The following is a 16,337-nucleotide window of genomic DNA, read 5'->3' on the forward strand; positions in this document are numbered from 1 at the left end:
TTTTCACAACGTCCCCTCGTTCGTCATGCACCAGGCCAGGCCCGTCGATGTGGCGGGCATGGGCACACTCACCCTGGACGTTGCCTATGGCGGGATGATCTACGCCATCGTCGATGCAGCGGCCGCAGGGTTCTCACTGGATCGCAGCGAGGCGCGGGACCTGGTGCAGGCCGGTGAACGGATCAAGCGCGCGGCGGCCGAGCAGCTGCCGTCGGTCCATCCACAGAACCCGGAGATCCACACCATCAACCAGACGCTGTTTGCCGGACCGGTTTGCACGCTCGACGGGGTGAAGACTTCCAGGAACGCCGTCGTCGTTTCGCCCGGCCGCCTGGATCGGAGTCCTTGCGGTACCGGCAGTTCCGCGCGCATGGCCCTGATGCACGCGCGCGGCGAACTGTCCATGGGGGAGGCGTTTCTTCATCGCTCCCTGCTGGATACGGAATTTCGCTGCCGCTTCGACCGGGTGACCGAAGTGGGCGGCCAGCCAGCGATCATTCCAACGGTCAGTGGCCGTGCCTGGCTGACTGGCGTGTCGTACTACGGGGCCGATCCGGAAGATCCGTTTCCCGAAGGGTATCGGCTCAACGACACATGGTTCGCCGGCTGAACCGCGCGCGCGGCTCAGGCGCCAGCGCTGAACAGGGGCGCCGCGAGCCGGGAGGGGTCCACGTCGATTCCCAGCCCGGGGCCCGTCGGGGCGCTGCCAGAGCCGTCTTGGCTGCGCGGCTGATACCCGGCGACGTGTTCGCGGGTCCAGTCGTTCATGAAGGACACGGTGAGCAAGGAGCGCGCGCGCGTGGAGGCCGCCAAGTGGGCGGACGCGGCGGACACCACGTCGCCGCCCCAGGTATCCTCGATCGTGACCTGCACCCCCAACTCCTGGCACAGGTCGCGCATGAGCTTGGCCCGGGTCAGCCCCCCCACCTTCGAGACCTTCAGGTTCTTGCGCCAGCGCCCCCCTCGCGAACCGCGCGAATCAGCGTCGGGACGTCGTTGACGACCTCGTCGTACACCATGGGAAGGGTGCTGTGCTTGCGGACCTCGATGCATTCCTCCATGGGCGGGGCAGGGCTGTTCGAGGTAGAGCCGGGGGAGTCCTTCCATCGCGCGTGCGGCGATGAGCGCGTCGTTCAGCCGCCAGCCGCAATTGGCATCGGCCACCACCAGGTCCTCGGGCCCCGTCGCGGCGATGATCTGTTGTGCCCGTACCGCGCGCGCGGCTCAAGCGCCAGCGCTGAACAGGGGCGCTGCGAGCCGGGAGGGGTCCACGTCGATTCCCAGCCCGGGGCCCGTCGGGGCGCTGCCAGAGCCGTCTTGGCTGCGCGGCTGATACCCGGCGACGTGCTCGCGGGTCCAGTCGTTCATGAAGGACACGGTGAGCAAGGAGCGCGCGCGCGTGGAGGCCGCCAAGTGGGCGGACGCGGCAGACACCACGTCGCCGCCCCAGGTATCCTCGATCGTGACCTGCACCCCCAACTCCTGGCACAGGTCGCGCATGAGCTTGGCCCGGGTCAGCCCCCCCACCTTCGAGACCTTCAGGTTCATTTTGCGCCAGCGCCCCCTTCCGCGAACCGCGCGAATCAGCGTCGGGACGTCGTTGACGACCTCGTCGTACACCATGGGAAGGGTGCTGTGCTTGCGGACCTCGATGCATTCCTCCATGGTGGGGCAGGGCTGTTCGAGGTAGAGCCGGGGGAGTCCTTCCATCGCGCGTGCGGCGATGAGCGCGTCATTCAGCCGCCAGCCGCAATTGGCATCGGCCACCACCAGGTCCTCGGGTCCCGTCGCGGCAATGATCTGCTGTGCCCGCATGCCGTCGAGGGTCGGATCGCCACCCACTTTGAGTTGAAAGCGGTGAATGCCCTGCGCACGGCGCGCGAGAACGTACTGCGTCATCTCCTCCGGACTGCCGAGCGGAACCGCAAAATACAGCGGGAAGCGGTCCTGGCGGACGCCGCCCAGCAGGGTCGCGACGCTGACCCCCCAAGCTTTCCCGGTGAGGTCCCAGCACGCCACGTCCAGCGGGCTCTTCGCGTAAGCGTAGCCAACGAGGGCCGCGTCCATGGCGTCGTTGACCGCCGACAGATCCGTCGGATCGACGCCGATCAGCGCCGGCGCCAGAAGTTGCAATGCCGCGCGTGCGCCCCCTGCGTGGGCCGGCAGATAGGTCGAGCCCAGCGGGCAGACCTCGCCCCAGCCTTCCAGGCCGTCGTCCGCCACCACGCGGACAAGCGTCGAGGCCAGCGTGCTGACGTTTCGGCCACCCGACATGGTGTAGACGCCATGCACGTAGCTCAGATCAAAGTGGTAGACGTCGATCCTCGTGATCTTCATTTCGTGTTTCCGGCAAAAGGGCTGTCGGCACAACAGCAGGGTGGCTGCCATTCTAGCTTGGTAAGCATTTGATATCTCATGAATATGTTGTAAATATACTGATGGTGCACGCGCCACGTTGTTATGCTCGCCGGGCCACGCCTCCATGTCCTCACCGCATGCCCACCAGATCGACCCCTGCAGCCAAAGCCCCCAAGCGCAGAACGGCGGATATCGCCTACGACGCAGTCGAGACCATGCTCTCGACGCTGGAACTCGAGCCGGGCAGCCCGGTGAACGAGGCCGACCTTGCGCATCGGACGGGCCTTGGACGCACCCCCGTGCGCGAGGCGCTCTTGCGCATGATTTCGATCGGGCTGATCGTCCAGCAGCCCCGGCGCGGCCTGCTCGTCTCGAACATCGACCTGGGCGATCACCTGGACCTGATTCAGACCCGGCGGGTGCTCGAAGACCTGATTGCCAAATGCTCGGCGCGGCGCGCGTCCGCCATGCAGCGCAAGGAGATCGTGCGCTGCGCGGAAAAGATGATGAAGGCGGCCGAACGCGGGAATCTGCACGAGTTCATGCGGGGCGACCAGGAACTGGATCTGGTGAATCACAGCGCCTGCCACAACAAGTCGGCAGTCAAGAGCGTCATCCCCCTGGTCGTCCAGTGCCGCAGGTTCTGGTACGCCTATCAGCATGAAGGCGACATCATCGAGGGCGCGCGGGCCCATATGGAACTGGCAGAGGGTATCGCCACCGGAGACGAAGCCGCCGCAGCAACCGGCGCGAACCGGCTGCTCGATTATCTGGAGGCTTTTGCGCGGCGCGTGATCGACCGCTAAGTCCCGGATCCGCCGCGGCGTCGCTCAGTCGGCCAGCGCAAGAATCTCCTCGTAGAGCGCACGCGGCACCGACACACCCTGCGCAAGGCTGCGCGCACGGGCCTCGAAGCGGCGCTGCGAGGGCAGGCGCGCGCCCTGCCGGGTGATCGCCTGGAACAACTGCTCGGCCCGTTGCTGCTGCGCCGTGGCGTCGCCGCCGGACAGGCGCGCCGGGTCGAAGGCCAGGACCAACTCGCCATGGCAGGGGATCGCGCCCGCGCCCGCGTCGAAGGCCCGCGATTCCAGGCTGATCCAGTCGCCGATCAGCGCGCCGGCCATCAATTCGACCATGGCCGACAGCGCCGACCCCTTGTGCCCGCCGAATGCCAGCATCGCACCCTGCGCCACCGCCAGCGGGTCGGTGCTGGGCTGGCCGTCGGAATCGACGCCGCAGCCTGGCGGCAGCGGCGTGCCGTGGCGCCGATGCAATTCCAGGTCGCCGCGGGCGATGGCGCTGGTGGCGAAATCGAAGACAAAGGGGTGCGGCCCCGGACGGGGCCAGCCAAAGGCGATTGGATTCGTGCCGAACACCGGCGCATGGCCCCCGGCCGGAGCGACCCAGGCATGGCTGGGCGTGAGCGCCAGCGCGGCCAGCCCCTGCGCGGTAATGGCCTCGACCTCGGGCCAGAGCGCGGAAAAATGAAAGCAGTGCTGCAGGACCAGGGCGCCGACGCCGTGCTCGCGCGTGCTGGCCACGAGCGCGGGCAGGCCCCGCTCAAAGGCCAGCGGCGAGAAACCGTAGCGCGCGTCAACCCGGACCACCGCGCCCGAGGCGGCGGCCAGCACGGGCTCCGCGCGCGGATCGACCCGAGCGCAGCCAAGGGTATGGGCGCAGGACAGGATGCGGTACACGCCATGCGACGGGCATGCATCGCGCTGCCCGGCCACCACGGTGCGCGCCATGGCCTCGGCGTGGGCTGGCGACAGCCCCAGGCGCAGGAAGACGCGGCCCGCCAGGGCCAGCAGGTCTTCGACGGGCAGGCGAACGGTTTCGTCGGGGACGGGCGGCGCTGTGCGCATGGCCGGGCCTGGGCGCAAGGCGCTTAGTCGATCGAGCGGTACTGGGCCGGGCGGGTGGCCAGGGCCTTGCTCACCACCGAGGTGACGAACGCGCGCTCTGCGCCGATCAGCGGCATGCGCGGCAGGCGCATGTGCTCGCTGCCCACGCCCACGAGCGCATCGATCAGCTTGAGGTTCTGCACCAGCTTGTTCGACACGTCCAGATGCAGCATCGGCGTCATCCATTGGTAGAGCGTGCGCGCCTGCGTCCATTGGCCCGACTGCATCAACTCATACAGCGCCACGGTCTCGCGGGGGAAGGCGCAGCCCACGCCGGCGAGCAGTCCGTCGCAGCCGAGCGCCAGGGCTTCATACGCCAGATCGTCAACGCCGCAGAACAGCTGGTAGCGGTCGCCCACCATGTTGCGCAGGTCGGTGATGCGCCGGACGTCGCCGCAGCTCTCCTTGATCGCGGCAATCCATGCGCAGTCCGCGAGCGCCAGCATGTGCTCGGGTCGAAGGTCCACCCGGTAGGCGACGGGGTTGTTGTAGACCATCACGGGCTTTTGCGCGGCCTGCGCCATGGCGCGCACATTCGCCATGGCCTCGCGGGAGTCGGCCACGTAGATGACCGAAGGCATCACCATGAACCCCGCGACCCCGAGCTTGTTGGCGCCGTCGATGTAGCGCAGGGCCTCCCGCGTGCGGCTCTCGGAAACGTTGGCCAGCACCGGAACGCGCCCGGCGCTCGCGTCCAGCGCAATCCGGGCGACCTGAAGCTTTTCTTCCAGCGAAAGCGTGCTCGCCTCACCCAAGGAGCCGCAGGTCACGAGGCCATGGATGCCGTTCCTGATCTGAAAATCGATGTGCCGTGCCGTGCCTTCGGCGTCTATGCTTTCGTCCGGGTTGAACTTGGTGGTGATGGCCGGGAAGATGCCCTTCCAGCGGGGGGTGTTCATGGGAGTGCTCCTGGGAATCAAACAGCGGCACGGAGGTCCCGCAGGTTGGCTAATATCTTACCAACATGTTGAAAATATTTTGTAAGAATGCTGCGCGAGGGCCTGGTGCCGCGGTTCGACCGGCGCGAGGCACGGGGAGCGCACAGTGAACCACGATCCGAAAAAGTTGCAGGCGCCGGTGATGTGCGCGGTGCCCGATCCGAACGCAATCCACTTCAGGCCGATGTTCGGCGGCGTGATGGCCTATGCGAACGGCAAGCCGTTCGCGTCGCTGTCCAACGTCGGCCTGGCGATCAAGCTCGATGCGGCGCACTACGCCGCGCTGCTGCAGGAGCGCGGCGCGCGGCCGCTGCAGTACGAGCCAAGCAGCCCGCCCAGCAAGCAGTACGTGCTGGTCCCCGATGCGCTGCTGAACGACAGCGAGCGCGAGCGCTTGGGCGTGTGGCTCGCGCACGCGATCCGGTACGTCAGCCAGCCAGGAAAACCGAAGCGAAACGATGACTTCCCGGCTGCCGCGTGCAGTCCCGGACACGCCCGCAGTCACTTCGGAGCAGGCGCGCGCCGCCCGGACGGCAACACCGGGGCCTTACCCGCCATGGCAACGGCCCGTGGTGTTGCACCGGCTTCGCAGAACCGGCGTCCCGGCTGACGTCAGGTCAGGATCGTGCTCGCTTCGGAGGCGGTATTTTTCGCGTTAGGGATAAACCCTGATTGAATGAAAAATGAATCGATGTGAGAATACAATCTGAACTCACAGATATGATTCACTCATGGATAGTACGGTATCCAGCCTTCGAGGGGGCTGCTACCTCTTGCTTTTCCTCAACTTCATTGTGAATGAAATATGAATAAATTTCTGACGATCGCCCTCATGAGCTTCTCGGCCGCGGCTTGGGCGCAGACGAATGAGCTTGTCGTTTCGGCCTTTGGTGGGGCCTATACCAATGCGATCAAAGCACACATCGCTGAATTTGAGCGGGCAAATGATGTTCGGGTGAAGTTTGTTCCAGGCTCGGGTGCTGATGCGCTTGCCAAGGCCAAGGCCAAGCAGGTTGATGTTGTTCATGCCGACGTGGGGTGGGCAAATAGGGGGGAGGCACAGGGTGTGTTTGAGGAGTTGGAGCCTGCGAAGATTCCAAACCTTGCGACAACCTTTGCCCGGGCGCGATTCTCGAAATACGGTGTGATTACCAACTTTGGACAGTACGGCATTGCCTACAACCCCAAGTTGCTCAAGGCAGCACCCACATCTTGGCAAGACCTTTTGAATCCTGCGTTCAAGGGGCATGTGACCACGGCTGGTTTTGATTTCGCCAACGTCGAGTTGCTGGTGCTGTTTGCCAAGCAAAACGGTGGAGGGGAGGACAACCTTGAACCGGGTTTCAAGGTGATGGAGAAGCTCGGCCAGAACGTAAGTGTTTTCTACAGCCAGCATCCGCAACTGCTTGATCTGTTCCGTAGCGAAGATGTGTGGCTGGCCCGCTGGCTGAGGGGTCGAGTGGATTGGGCAAACAAGGAGGGGGGTGTCGATCTCAAGTTTGTGGTGCCCAAGGAAGGTGCTATTGGCTTGGCCAGCACTGTCCACGTGGTGAAGGGCACCAAGAACAAAGCGCTCGCCATGGCGTTCGTCAACTACCTGCTAAGCAAGAACTCGCAGACCCAGTATGCCGTCGCACTGGGCTACACGCCTGCTCGAGCTGATCTGGACCCTAAGACCCTGGGTGAAAACGTGCCGTATGGCGAGGTCGTCGTCAATTCGTTGCTCATATCGGATTGGAAGAAGCTCGCCCCCAATATGGACCAGATCAAAGAGACCTGGGAAAAGCGCGTCGTTCACTGAATCTTCAACAGGTACGAGTCATGGCCACTCCGGGTAAACCTGTCTCTATAAAAAATCTCGTCAAGCGTTTTGCTTCGACCGAGGTATTGCAGGGCGTCAACCTGGATGTCAAGACGGGGGAGTTCATCTCCATCCTGGGGCCCAGCGGCTGTGGGAAGAGCACCATTCTCAGGATTGTTGCGGGGCTGGATTTCGCAACCTCTGGTGAAGTTCTCATCGGCGCCAAAGCCGTGACGCATCTTCCTGCGTGGGAGCGCGAGATCGGCCTGGTCTTTCAGAACTTTGCGCTGTGGCCACACATGACGGCGTTGGAGAATGTTGCGTTTGGACTGGAGTTGCGAAAGCTGTCCAAGGATGAATGTCGACGCCGAGCGCTTGAAGCTCTCCGATTGGTGCGACTGGAGCATCTGGCCACGCGGTATCCCTCTCAGCTATCCGGAGGGCAGCAGCAGCGCGTAGCGATCGCACGGGCGACGGTCATCAATCCATCCGTACTCCTGCTGGATGAGCCGTTGAGTGCCCTTGACAAGAGTTTGCGCAAAGACATGCAGCTTGAAATCAAGTCTATTCAGCAAAAGCTGGGGATCACCACGATTTTCGTCACCCATGATCAAGAAGAGGCCATGTCTCTTTCGGATCGAATCGTGGTCATGCGCGCCGGGAAGATCGTCCAGATCGATACGCCCGAACGTCTGTACAGCAATCCTGTGGACCGTTATGTCGCGCAGTTTGTTGGCGAGACAAACCTCTTCTCGGGCCACCCGGTGACCACACCGGAAGGGACGTTTCTGCCTGCGGACGGGCACACCCATCGGGTGAACTCGCCCCGTGAAGGAGCGAGCAGCGGGGACGAATCGCACTATTTTGTTCGCCCCGAGTGGATTCGCATTGAACGGGATCTGTCGGCCGACTCTGGCGTTCTTGGGACGATCGAGCGCAAGGTATTTCTCGGTGCTGCCGTCGATTACTACGCCCGTGTCGGAGAGCGCTTGATCCATGTCAATACGGTTGATGGTTCGATCAAAGTGGGCGAGCAAGTTCGCTTGCAGTTCGCTCTTCAGGAAATAGCGGGATGATCGCGATGGGTGCCGTCGCTCACAGTCAGCCGTCGCGCTCCGCCGCGCTGCTTGTCTTGCCTGCATACATTGTGTTGACGCTTTGCTTTTTCATTCCGTTGATCTGGATTGGCGTGCAAAGCCTGACGGACGTTCGGGCACCCGGATTCACGCTGAGTCTTTCCAACTACGCACGCTTCTTTTCCGATTCTCACTACGTTGCCGGGTTGCTTTGGCGCACTGTGTGGTTGTCGTGCACAGCAACTCTTCTTGCCCTGATCATCGGGTACGCGGGTGCCTATTTCGTTACTCGGCTGGACGAGCGGGCCCAGTCCACCATGCTGTTTTTGGTGATGTGTCCGCTGTGGGTCAATCTGGTGGTCCGTACCCTCAGTCTGATGGTCATTCTGGGCCGTGACGGGGTGGTGAATGGATTTCTGGTGGCGACAGGAATCGTACCCAAGCCGATTCAACTGCTCTACAACGACTGGGCCGTTCTATTCGGAATGGTGCAAATGTCGACCCCATTCGTGTTCCTGACTCTGTACGGAGTCCTGAAGCAAATCCCGAACGAACTGACCAGTGCCGCACTGACGGTTGGCGCCACGCCGCTCAGGGCTTTCGTGCGCGTCTTTCTTCCGCTGAGCGTGCCAGGCTTGATTGCTGCAGGCGTGCTCGCGCTGGGTATCAACATGGAGTCGTTCGTTGTTCCCATTTTGTTGGGAGGCGGACGCGTGACTTTCATGAGCGTAGCGGCGTACGAGATGGCAACCGTCTCGAACAATTTTCCGTTCGCAGCAACCATCGGGATGATTCTTCTCGCGACGACATTTTTTGCGATTTTTCTCTACCAGTGGGCCATGAAAAGGGTCTTCCTGTCCTCTCACTACTGAGGATCCCTATGGCATACAGAAATCAAATCGCTCGCAACGTGGTGCTGGTCCTGTTTCTTGGATTTCTGCTCTTTCCCCTGCTGGTTCTGGTCGCCGTCTCAGTCAACCCGCAGGTAATGGCATTTCCGCCTCGCGGTTTTTCCTTGAAGTGGTACGCCGAAATTTTCAAAAAGGAGGAGTTTCTGTCGGCTGCCTATTCGAGCTTCATCCTCGCGCTGGCAACTTCAGCCGTTTCAGTGGTCCTTGGCGTTCTTGCGGCCTTGGGCATGAGGAAACTGAAAGGACGCATCTCCGGGGTGGTCTTGGCGATGTTGCAGTCGCCCCTCTTCTTTCCTGCTGTGATCGTCGCTTTGGCCGCCTTTCAAGTCATCACGACGCTGGGGGTCGAGGTCAGTTTTCTCGCGCTTCTGATGGCTCACGTGGTGGTCACGATGCCGTACCCACTGCGCAACGTATTGGCCCAGTTGGCCAACTTCGATTCCCGGCTGGAGGAGGCTGCAATGTCTCTGGGCGCGAAGCCGATCACGGTTTTCTTTCGCATCACGTTGCCTTTGATTCGTGCGAGTGTGGTCCCGGCTTTTCTGTTGGTCTTCGTTCTCTCGTGGAACAACTACACCGTTTCGATCTTTCTTGCGGGGACGAACTGGGTGACGCTGCCATTGCAGTTGCGGGCTTATCTGCAATACGAGTACGAGCCATTTGTCGCAGCAATGTCAACTGTCCTCATCATTTTCTCGGCGTTTCTTCTCTTCGTTTCCGAACGATTTTTCGGTGTGGCCTCCCGCAGCCAAGCCAAATGACCTTAAAGGATTTCCATGTCTCAGCATGTGATTGAACTTGTGCCAAGCACTGTCAGCCTGCAAAACCTCGCGCGTATCCATGCGGGTGAGGTGCGTGTGACGATGGCGGCATCGGCTCGGAATAAGTTGTTGGCATCGCAACAAGCGGTGCGCAACATCTTGGACGCTGGCGAGGTGGTCTACGGCATCAACACAGGCTTCGGAAAACTGGCGCAGACGGTTATTCCAGCGGACCGGCTCGCGGATTTGCAGCGCAATCTCGTTGTGTCGCACAGCGTGGGGACGGGGACGAATCTTCTGCCTGGCGTCGTTCGGTTGATTCTCGCGACCAAGGCCGTGAGCCTGGCGCGAGGCCATTCCGGTGTTCGACCTGAAATCGTTGATGCCCTGCTCGCCCTGCTCAATGCAAACGTGCTACCGTGCATTCCGTGCAAGGGCTCGGTCGGTGCTTCGGGCGATTTGGCACCGCTCGCGCATATGGCCTGTGTGCTGATCGGCGAGGGCGAAGCGATTCTGGCCGACGGCCACAAGGTCAGCGGCGCTGAAGCCATGCGCAGCATCGGCCTGGAGCCCTTCGTGCTCGGCCCCAAGGAAGGCCTGGCGCTGCTCAACGGCACGCAGGTATCGACCGCGCTGGCCTTGGCGGGCCTTTTCGGTGCCGAGAATGTTCTGTGTGCTGGACTGATGGCTGGTGCATTGTCGCTGGAAGCAATTCAGGGTTCCATCAAGCCTTACGACGAGCGCATTCATATCGCGCGCGGTCAACCCGGCCAGATCGCGGTCGCCGCCGCTGTGCGCACGCTACTCGACGGAAGCGAGATCATTCCCTCGCACGCCGACTGCGGTCGTGTGCAGGACCCGTATTCCATCCGGTGTGTGCCGCAGGTCATGGGCGCTTGCCTGGACAACCTCAATCATGCGGCGCGCGTCCTGGTGACCGAGGCCAATGCCGCTTCTGACAATCCATTGGTTTTCTCTGATACCGGCGAGGTTATCTCCGGAGGTAACTTTCATGCGGAACCCGTCGCGTTTGCGGCTGACATCATCGCGTTGGCAGTCAGCGAGATTGGTGCGATCTCTGAGCGTCGGATGGCACTGCTACTCGATAGCGGCCTCTCGGGGCTTCCGCCATTTCTTGTGCGTGACGGTGGGGTTAACTCCGGCTTCATGATCGCGCAGGTCACGGCCGCCGCGCTCGCATCAGAAAACAAATCACTCGCACACCCCGCCAGCGTAGACAGCCTGCCCACGTCGGCGAATCAGGAAGACCACGTGTCGATGGCCACCTTTGCGGCACGCCGTCTGGGTGACATGGTCAACAACACCGCGGTGGTGGTAGGCATCGAGGCCATGGCCGCGTGCCAGGGCATTGAACTCAAGCGCAAGCTGAAGTCCTCGCCAAGCATTGAGGCAGAGTTTGCCGCTATTCGCCAACGCGTTGCCTTCCTCCATCAAGACCGTTTCCTTGCGACGGATGTAGAGGCGATGCGCTTGTGGGCGCATGGCGCGCAGGGCCGTGCCTGGCCTGCATCGTTGACCGCGATTTTGCCGAGCCAAGCCCAAGTGGTTGCAGTGGCGTGACTTTGGAGAACCATGATGAACGCTTCTGAACCCATCAGCACCCAACAGGCCTGCGCCGCTTCCGCTCCCCGCCACGATGCGACGCGCGTGATCCGCGCGCCGCGCGGCACCGAGCTCAACTGCAAGAGCTGGCTCACTGAAGCGCCTTACCGCATGTTGCAGAACAACCTCGATGCCGAGGTGGCCGAGCGCCCGCAAGACCTCGTGGTGTACGGCGGCATCGGCCGCGCCGCGCGCGACTGGGCCTGCTACGACCAGATCCTCGCGTCGTTGAAGGAACTGGAAGACGACGAGACGCTGCTCATCCAGTCGGGCAAGCCGGTCGGCGTGTTCAAGACGCACGCCGACGCACCGCGTGTGCTGCTCGCCAACTCCAACCTCGTGCCGAAGTGGGCCAACTGGGAGCACTTCAACGCGCTCGACCGCCAGGGCCTCTTCATGTACGGCCAGATGACCGCGGGCAGCTGGATCTACATCGGCAGCCAGGGCATCGTGCAAGGTACTTTCGAGACCTTCGTCGAAGCCGGCCGCCAGCACTACGACAACAGCCTCGCGGGCAAGTGGATTCTCACGGCCGGCCTCGGCGGCATGGGCGGCGCGCAGCCGCTCGCGGCTACGCTGGCGGGCGCCGTGTCGCTCAACATCGAGTGCCAGCAGTCGAGCATCGACTTTCGCCTGCGCACGCGCTATGTCGACAAGCAGGCGCGCGACATCGACCACGCCTTCGAACTGATCCAGCAGCACTGCGCCGCCAAGGAGGCCGTGTCGATCGCGCTGCTCGGCAACGCGGCTGACCTCCTGCCCGAGCTGGTCAAGCGCGCGAAGGCCGGCGGACTCAGGCCCGACCTCGTGACCGACCAGACCTCCGCGCACGACCTGATCAACGGCTACCTGCCTTCGGGCTGGAGCGTTGCGCAGTGGCAAGCCGCGCAAAAAGACCCGGCGCAACACGCTGCACTGCAGGGCGCCGCAGCGAAGTCATGCGCGGTGCACGTGCAGGCCATGCTTGACTTCCAGGCCATGGGCGTTCCCACGGTTGACTACGGCAACAACATCCGCCAGGTCGCGTTCGATCAAGGAGTGGAAAACGCCTTCGACTTCCCGGGCTTCGTGCCAGCCTACATCCGCCCGCTGTTCTGCGAAGGCAAGGGCCCGTTCCGCTGGGTGGCGCTTTCGGGGGATCCGGAGGACATCTACAAGACCGATGCCAAGATCAAGGAGCTGTTCCCTGAGAACACCCACACCCACCGCTGGCTCGACATGGCGCGCGAGCGCATCGCCTTCCAGGGCCTGCCCGCGCGCATCTGCTGGCTCGGCCTGGGCGAGCGCCACATCGCCGGCCTCGCCTTCAACGAGATGGTGAAGAACGGTGAACTCAAGGGCCCGATCGTCATCGGTCGCGACCACCTGGACACCGGTTCGGTCGCCAGCCCAAACCGCGAGACCGAAGCCATGAAGGACGGCACCGATGCCGTGAGCGACTGGCCGCTGCTCAACGCGCTGCTCAACACCGCGGGCGGCGCGACTTGGGTCAGCCTGCACCACGGTGGCGGCGTGGGCATGGGCTACTCGCAGCACTCGGGCGTGGTGATCGTGTGCGACGGCACCGACGCGGCGGCCAAGCGCATCGCACGCGTGCTCTTCAACGACCCGGCCACCGGCGTGATGCGCCATGCCGACGCGGGCTACGACATCGCGGTCGCCACGGCGAAGAAGCAGGGCCTGAAGCTGCCGATGATCAGCAAAGCCATCCATGCGCCGTCCGAGATCGGCTGGGCCGTGGGCCCGGGGGCTGCGTAGTTACCATTTTTCCAACCACAGGAGCTCTTGCTCATTTGATATGACAAAACCATCTTTTATTCTTTTCAATGCGCCCGACCACGGCATTGAATTCAAGGCGAAGCTCCTTCTGGATGAAAATCCGGATGTGATCAGGGCTGTGCGAGAAAAATTGCCCTTCAAAAGCGTTCTGGGTCACGTTGTGATCTCCGGTGAAGCGATCTGGACCCCGACTCAGATCGTTTTTCTCGGGAAAAGCAATATGGTGACTCGCACGCCCGGAGCCGTATATCTGTATGCGCCGGGTCAGACAATTTGCATGACCTATGGAAGCATTACGGAAAGTGCCTTGGTCAATAAATTTGCACAAGTTATTGATGAGCATCTGCCCGGACTGCAGCAACTGGGGAAGATTGTTTGGCAAAAAACGGTTGCCGATTTTCAGCGCGAACAGGTCAATTTTGAAATTAGCGAGGTGACGGAATGAGCCACGATAAAGTGACAGTGGAAGATTGGCGCGCGGTAAAAAAAGACATCGTGCGGGAGATTGAAAGAGTCTGGTTGAACGAGCCTCTGGAAATCACGAAAATTCGTCACGGAATCATTGATAGCGGCGCGGGTAGCGGACAGCAATCGTTCAGTGTTCTTGTTCACCTCGAAGCCTATTTGATGCTGGTCGGTGCCGATGTGATGTATCGATTCCTCAAGGTTTCCCAATACGAGAACATTCAACTCCCGGAATTGGTCAAAATGACCAAGGAATTCCTCGTTGGAACTTTCAATGCATTTGAATTTTTGACGGACCTTGGCATTACTCACATGCATGAAATGGGTGATCGCTATGCGGCCGCCCTCGACCTCGTGCAGACCAAGGAAGAATACGTCGAGTTGACCGGCACGATGATGACATACGTGATCCGCATGCATCGGTGGGTCCACTATATTTTCCCTTGGAATCTCGGTGTCGCGTTCCCGCACGCAGATGTTGCGAAGCTGAAGTCGCTGGTCGCCAGTCTCTGATTTCGAAGCGCTTCAACGCGCCATTCATCCCCCAACTCTTGACTCTGTTGGACGAATTGTTCCATTTCATGGAAATGAAGTGGGGGTATTTCATATCCTTTGGAAGTAAAGTCGAGGAGAAATCATGAATAAAATTCTTGCGCTTGTCGCAGGTGCTTGGGCTGGGGTTATGGCGCATGCCCAATCCAATGCTACGCTGTATGGCCGAATGGATAGTGGCCTTGGCAACGGGAATGGGGGTTATTACGAAGGTAAAAATTCCAAAGGATTCTCGGAAATCCTGGGAGGTGGGGTCACTCCGATCTGGGGCATCCGAGGAAAAGAAGACCTGGGTGGCGGTCTATCGGCAAGCTACGCGTTGGAATGGGCCATCGTGAATCAAAAGGTGGGGTCAGTGCGTTTGTCCACAGTCGGTCTGCGAAGTAACTGGGGGCAAATCGATCTTGGTCGCATGCAGACACTGGCAAACACGACGCTTGGCGAATATGACTTGGGCTGGTCTCCGAACCGTGGTGGCGCTTTCAGTCTTGCTGGTGTCACCGGTGTCAATCAGAAGATCCTGACCAGCATTCGAGCTCGGCAGTCGGATCAGATCAGATTCATCAGTCCAAACATGGGCGGTGTAACCATCCGTGGTTCTTATGTCTTCAAAGGAGATCGCGGGTTCACGCAAGAGAATCGCAATGTGGACAATCTCTTCTCGGTCGCGGGAACATATAAGAAAGAAAAACTGAGCATTGGCTTGGCCCATGAGTCAAAACTGGACAACACTCTTGGATCATCAAACGCTTGGGGAACTGGCGTGCGGTACGATTTTGGCAGCTTTGTTGCTGCAGCTACCTATTTCGATAACCACTATGATTCCGACGGCAAGGGCTATGGCTTGAGTGTCTTGGTTCCTATCGGCGCACTTAACGTGGGACTGCAATACGCTTGGAATCGAGGTGCGATCGTCGACAAGAAGAGCGTTAAACCAGCAGTCGTCGGGTTCTTCTCAAACTATTATTTGTCCAAACGAACCTCACTGTACTTCAATGCCGGCAGGATGAATGAGGACGCGCGAATTTACCAAACGGCCGGTCGTCGCGGCAGTTGGGCAACTGGGATCACGCACAATTTTTAATGGAAATTATTTTCAAAAAGGCTCCGATGCGGGGCCTTTTTATTTTGCAAAAACGCGGCGTTTTTTTGTGGATTGCTCAGAAGCTTGCAGTCGACCATCAACGTACTCAATGGCAGCATCACTCATTGACTCAAGCAAAAAGAAGCTCGTCATGTTCGCACTACAACTGGAGTCAAATACAAGCGAGGAATTTACCGAAATTGGAAGAATGATGTCGGCGCTGTTTTGCAGTTTTTCCTGCGACGCATCGGTGACGACGATGTTGAAGTAGCCCAGGTTTTTGGCAAATTTCAAAGAATTAATAATTTCAAGCGGATAGAGCGGAAGCAAGAAAGTGAGCAAGGTGGTTGCTCCCATTGCTCGATTTTGTTCCAAATGATCGTCAACCAAAGAGCCTCCATCGGAAATTAATCGAGTGGAAGGATGTATTTTTGCTGCGTAGTAGGCAAATTGCGTTGCGTAACCTGAGGATGCTCGTGCTCCGAGAACAGGGAACGGTCTTGATTGCATGATGGAGCGGCCGGCTTCTTGCAGTCGAGAAACGTCTTGAACTGCGGAAAAAGCCACTCCTAGATTTTTAATCTCAGCTTCAATTGCGGCTTGAAATTTGTTTCCGGCTTGCAGTTTATAGCCGTCGTTCAAAATTCCCGGAGGGGGTGGCTCTCGGAGATCAGCCCTCATTTCCTGAAATCCAGAATAACCGAGAGCCATTGCAAAGCGTGAGACCGAAGGTTGACTCACATTGGCGAGAGTGGCTAGTTCTGCGCTCGAGAGCAGACCAACATTCTCAACGCCTTCAAGAAGGCAATGAATAATTCTTCGATGCGTCGGAGTCAGTCTGCGTCCATGAGTAAGTAACTCTATTTTTCTCCGAAGCTGCAATTTTGTTGGTGTTTCTGATGCGGCAGTCATAAATGGCGTTGGTCTTCTAACCTGGTGGATAGCCGATAGGCATATTCACAGTATACCGCGAAGGGTAGAGCCCATCTCGTCATACACAGGTCCCCCCGCATGAGCTACGCTGCTTATTTCATAGCGAAAGCAGACGATGAACTGGGCAGTCACCGAATTCAAGAGCATGAACC

At 60.2% G+C, this 16,337-nt stretch carries 17 protein-coding genes; 12 read left to right on the forward strand and 5 right to left on the reverse strand.

The window, feature by feature from the left end; translation table 11 throughout:
- A partial coding sequence (locus VTU_RS0104055; RefSeq protein WP_010101061.1) for a proline racemase family protein occupies positions 1–610 on the forward strand: 610 nt, incomplete at its 5' end.
- Between the two features lie 14 nt (positions 611–624).
- Here the strand turns inward: VTU_RS0104055 and VTU_RS31140 are convergent.
- Together VTU_RS31140 and VTU_RS0104070 are read right to left on the reverse strand one after the other, a co-directional pair.
- Positions 625–1,197, reverse strand: coding sequence for an enolase C-terminal domain-like protein (locus tag VTU_RS31140; protein ID WP_369021511.1), 573 nt, complete (start codon positions 1,195–1,197; stop codon positions 625–627).
- 27 nt (positions 1,198–1,224) lie between these two features.
- A complete protein-coding gene (locus tag VTU_RS0104070) occupies positions 1,225–2,337 on the reverse strand; it encodes a mandelate racemase/muconate lactonizing enzyme family protein (protein ID WP_010101065.1) in 1,113 nt (370 codons plus the stop codon).
- A gap of 158 nt (positions 2,338–2,495) precedes the next feature.
- On the opposite strand from VTU_RS0104070, the gene VTU_RS0104075 reads away from it, so the two are divergent.
- Positions 2,496–3,164 carry a GntR family transcriptional regulator gene (locus tag VTU_RS0104075; RefSeq protein ID WP_010101066.1) on the forward strand — a complete coding sequence of 223 codons (669 nt, stop codon included), beginning with the start codon at positions 2,496–2,498 and terminating at the stop codon, positions 3,162–3,164.
- A gap of 24 nt (positions 3,165–3,188) precedes the next feature.
- Here the strand turns inward: VTU_RS0104075 and VTU_RS0104080 are convergent, their stop codons facing one another.
- A complete protein-coding gene (locus VTU_RS0104080; RefSeq protein WP_010101067.1) occupies positions 3,189–4,223 on the reverse strand; it encodes an Ldh family oxidoreductase in 1,035 nt (344 codons plus the stop codon).
- A gap of 23 nt (positions 4,224–4,246) precedes the next feature.
- On the reverse strand, positions 4,247–5,161 hold the full coding sequence (locus VTU_RS0104085; RefSeq protein ID WP_010101069.1) for a dihydrodipicolinate synthase family protein: 915 nt from the start codon (positions 5,159–5,161) through the stop codon (positions 4,247–4,249).
- 145 nt (positions 5,162–5,306) lie between these two features.
- Between VTU_RS0104085 and VTU_RS30590 the strand changes: the two genes are divergently transcribed.
- The 10 genes from VTU_RS30590 to VTU_RS31145 all read left to right on the forward strand — a co-directional run bounded on the left by VTU_RS30590 (position 5,307) and on the right by VTU_RS31145 (position 15,252).
- Positions 5,307–5,810, forward strand: a complete 504-nt coding sequence (locus VTU_RS30590) for a TfoX/Sxy family protein (protein WP_010101071.1) — start codon at positions 5,307–5,309, stop codon at positions 5,808–5,810.
- Between the two features lie 195 nt (positions 5,811–6,005).
- Positions 6,006–7,001, forward strand: coding sequence for an ABC transporter substrate-binding protein (locus tag VTU_RS0104095; RefSeq protein WP_010101073.1), 996 nt, complete (start codon positions 6,006–6,008; stop codon positions 6,999–7,001).
- 20 nt (positions 7,002–7,021) lie between these two features.
- Positions 7,022–8,077: an ABC transporter ATP-binding protein gene (locus VTU_RS0104100; RefSeq protein WP_010101075.1), complete on the forward strand. Its 1,056-nt coding sequence runs from the start codon at positions 7,022–7,024 to the stop codon at positions 8,075–8,077.
- Positions 8,074–8,949, forward strand: a complete 876-nt coding sequence (locus VTU_RS0104105) for an ABC transporter permease (protein WP_010101077.1) — start codon at positions 8,074–8,076, stop codon at positions 8,947–8,949. Before VTU_RS0104100 ends, VTU_RS0104105 begins: the two co-directional genes overlap by 4 nt.
- Before the next feature lie 8 nt (positions 8,950–8,957).
- A complete protein-coding gene (locus VTU_RS0104110; RefSeq protein ID WP_010101079.1) occupies positions 8,958–9,749 on the forward strand; it encodes an ABC transporter permease in 792 nt (263 codons plus the stop codon).
- Positions 9,750–9,764: 15 nt separating this feature from the next.
- Positions 9,765–11,330 (forward strand): histidine ammonia-lyase, encoded by a 1,566-nt coding sequence (gene hutH / locus VTU_RS0104115; RefSeq protein ID WP_029554091.1) that lies wholly within the window; start codon positions 9,765–9,767, stop codon positions 11,328–11,330.
- A gap of 15 nt (positions 11,331–11,345) precedes the next feature.
- Entirely contained in the window at positions 11,346–13,130 is a 1,785-nt protein-coding gene (gene hutU, locus VTU_RS0104120; RefSeq protein WP_010101083.1) for a urocanate hydratase, read from the forward strand.
- Positions 13,131–13,170: 40 nt separating this feature from the next.
- Entirely contained in the window at positions 13,171–13,596 is a 426-nt protein-coding gene (locus tag VTU_RS0104125; RefSeq protein WP_010101084.1) for a DUF3830 family protein, read from the forward strand.
- Positions 13,593–14,129: a cucumopine synthase-related protein gene (locus VTU_RS0104130; RefSeq protein ID WP_010101086.1), complete on the forward strand. Its 537-nt coding sequence runs from the start codon at positions 13,593–13,595 to the stop codon at positions 14,127–14,129. Before VTU_RS0104125 ends, VTU_RS0104130 begins: the two co-directional genes overlap by 4 nt.
- A 124-nt stretch (positions 14,130–14,253) precedes the next feature.
- On the forward strand, positions 14,254–15,252 hold the full coding sequence (locus VTU_RS31145; protein WP_081479715.1) for a porin: 999 nt from the start codon (positions 14,254–14,256) through the stop codon (positions 15,250–15,252).
- A 39-nt stretch (positions 15,253–15,291) separates the two neighbouring features.
- On the opposite strand, the gene VTU_RS31150 is transcribed toward VTU_RS31145, so the two are convergent.
- Complete coding sequence (locus VTU_RS31150) at positions 15,292–16,164, reverse strand: MurR/RpiR family transcriptional regulator (protein WP_081479716.1); 873 nt, start codon at positions 16,162–16,164, stop codon at positions 15,292–15,294.
- Positions 16,165–16,337 lie beyond the last annotated feature (173 nt).

The sequence above is a fragment of the Verminephrobacter aporrectodeae subsp. tuberculatae At4 genome, assembly GCF_000193225.1.
Taxonomy (GTDB): domain Bacteria; phylum Pseudomonadota; class Gammaproteobacteria; order Burkholderiales; family Burkholderiaceae_C; genus Acidovorax; species Acidovorax aporrectodeae.

Coding starts and splice junctions, on each gene's coding strand:
- VTU_RS0104070 (WP_010101065.1), bottom strand. CDS start 2,337: ATGAAGATCACGAGGATCGACGTCTACCACTTTGATCTGAGCTACGTG.
- VTU_RS0104075 (WP_010101066.1), top strand. CDS start 2,496: ATGCCCACCAGATCGACCCCTGCAGCCAAAGCCCCCAAGCGCAGAACG.
- VTU_RS0104080 (WP_010101067.1), bottom strand. CDS start 4,223: ATGCGCACAGCGCCGCCCGTCCCCGACGAAACCGTTCGCCTGCCCGTC.
- VTU_RS0104085 (WP_010101069.1), bottom strand. CDS start 5,161: ATGAACACCCCCCGCTGGAAGGGCATCTTCCCGGCCATCACCACCAAG.
- VTU_RS0104095 (WP_010101073.1), top strand. CDS start 6,006: ATGAATAAATTTCTGACGATCGCCCTCATGAGCTTCTCGGCCGCGGCT.
- VTU_RS0104100 (WP_010101075.1), top strand. CDS start 7,022: ATGGCCACTCCGGGTAAACCTGTCTCTATAAAAAATCTCGTCAAGCGT.
- VTU_RS0104105 (WP_010101077.1), top strand. CDS start 8,074: ATGATCGCGATGGGTGCCGTCGCTCACAGTCAGCCGTCGCGCTCCGCC.
- VTU_RS0104110 (WP_010101079.1), top strand. CDS start 8,958: ATGGCATACAGAAATCAAATCGCTCGCAACGTGGTGCTGGTCCTGTTT.
- hutH (WP_029554091.1), top strand. CDS start 9,765: ATGTCTCAGCATGTGATTGAACTTGTGCCAAGCACTGTCAGCCTGCAA.
- hutU (WP_010101083.1), top strand. CDS start 11,346: ATGAACGCTTCTGAACCCATCAGCACCCAACAGGCCTGCGCCGCTTCC.
- VTU_RS0104125 (WP_010101084.1), top strand. CDS start 13,171: ATGACAAAACCATCTTTTATTCTTTTCAATGCGCCCGACCACGGCATT.
- VTU_RS0104130 (WP_010101086.1), top strand. CDS start 13,593: ATGAGCCACGATAAAGTGACAGTGGAAGATTGGCGCGCGGTAAAAAAA.
- VTU_RS31145 (WP_081479715.1), top strand. CDS start 14,254: ATGAATAAAATTCTTGCGCTTGTCGCAGGTGCTTGGGCTGGGGTTATG.
- VTU_RS31150 (WP_081479716.1), bottom strand. CDS start 16,164: ATGACTGCCGCATCAGAAACACCAACAAAATTGCAGCTTCGGAGAAAA.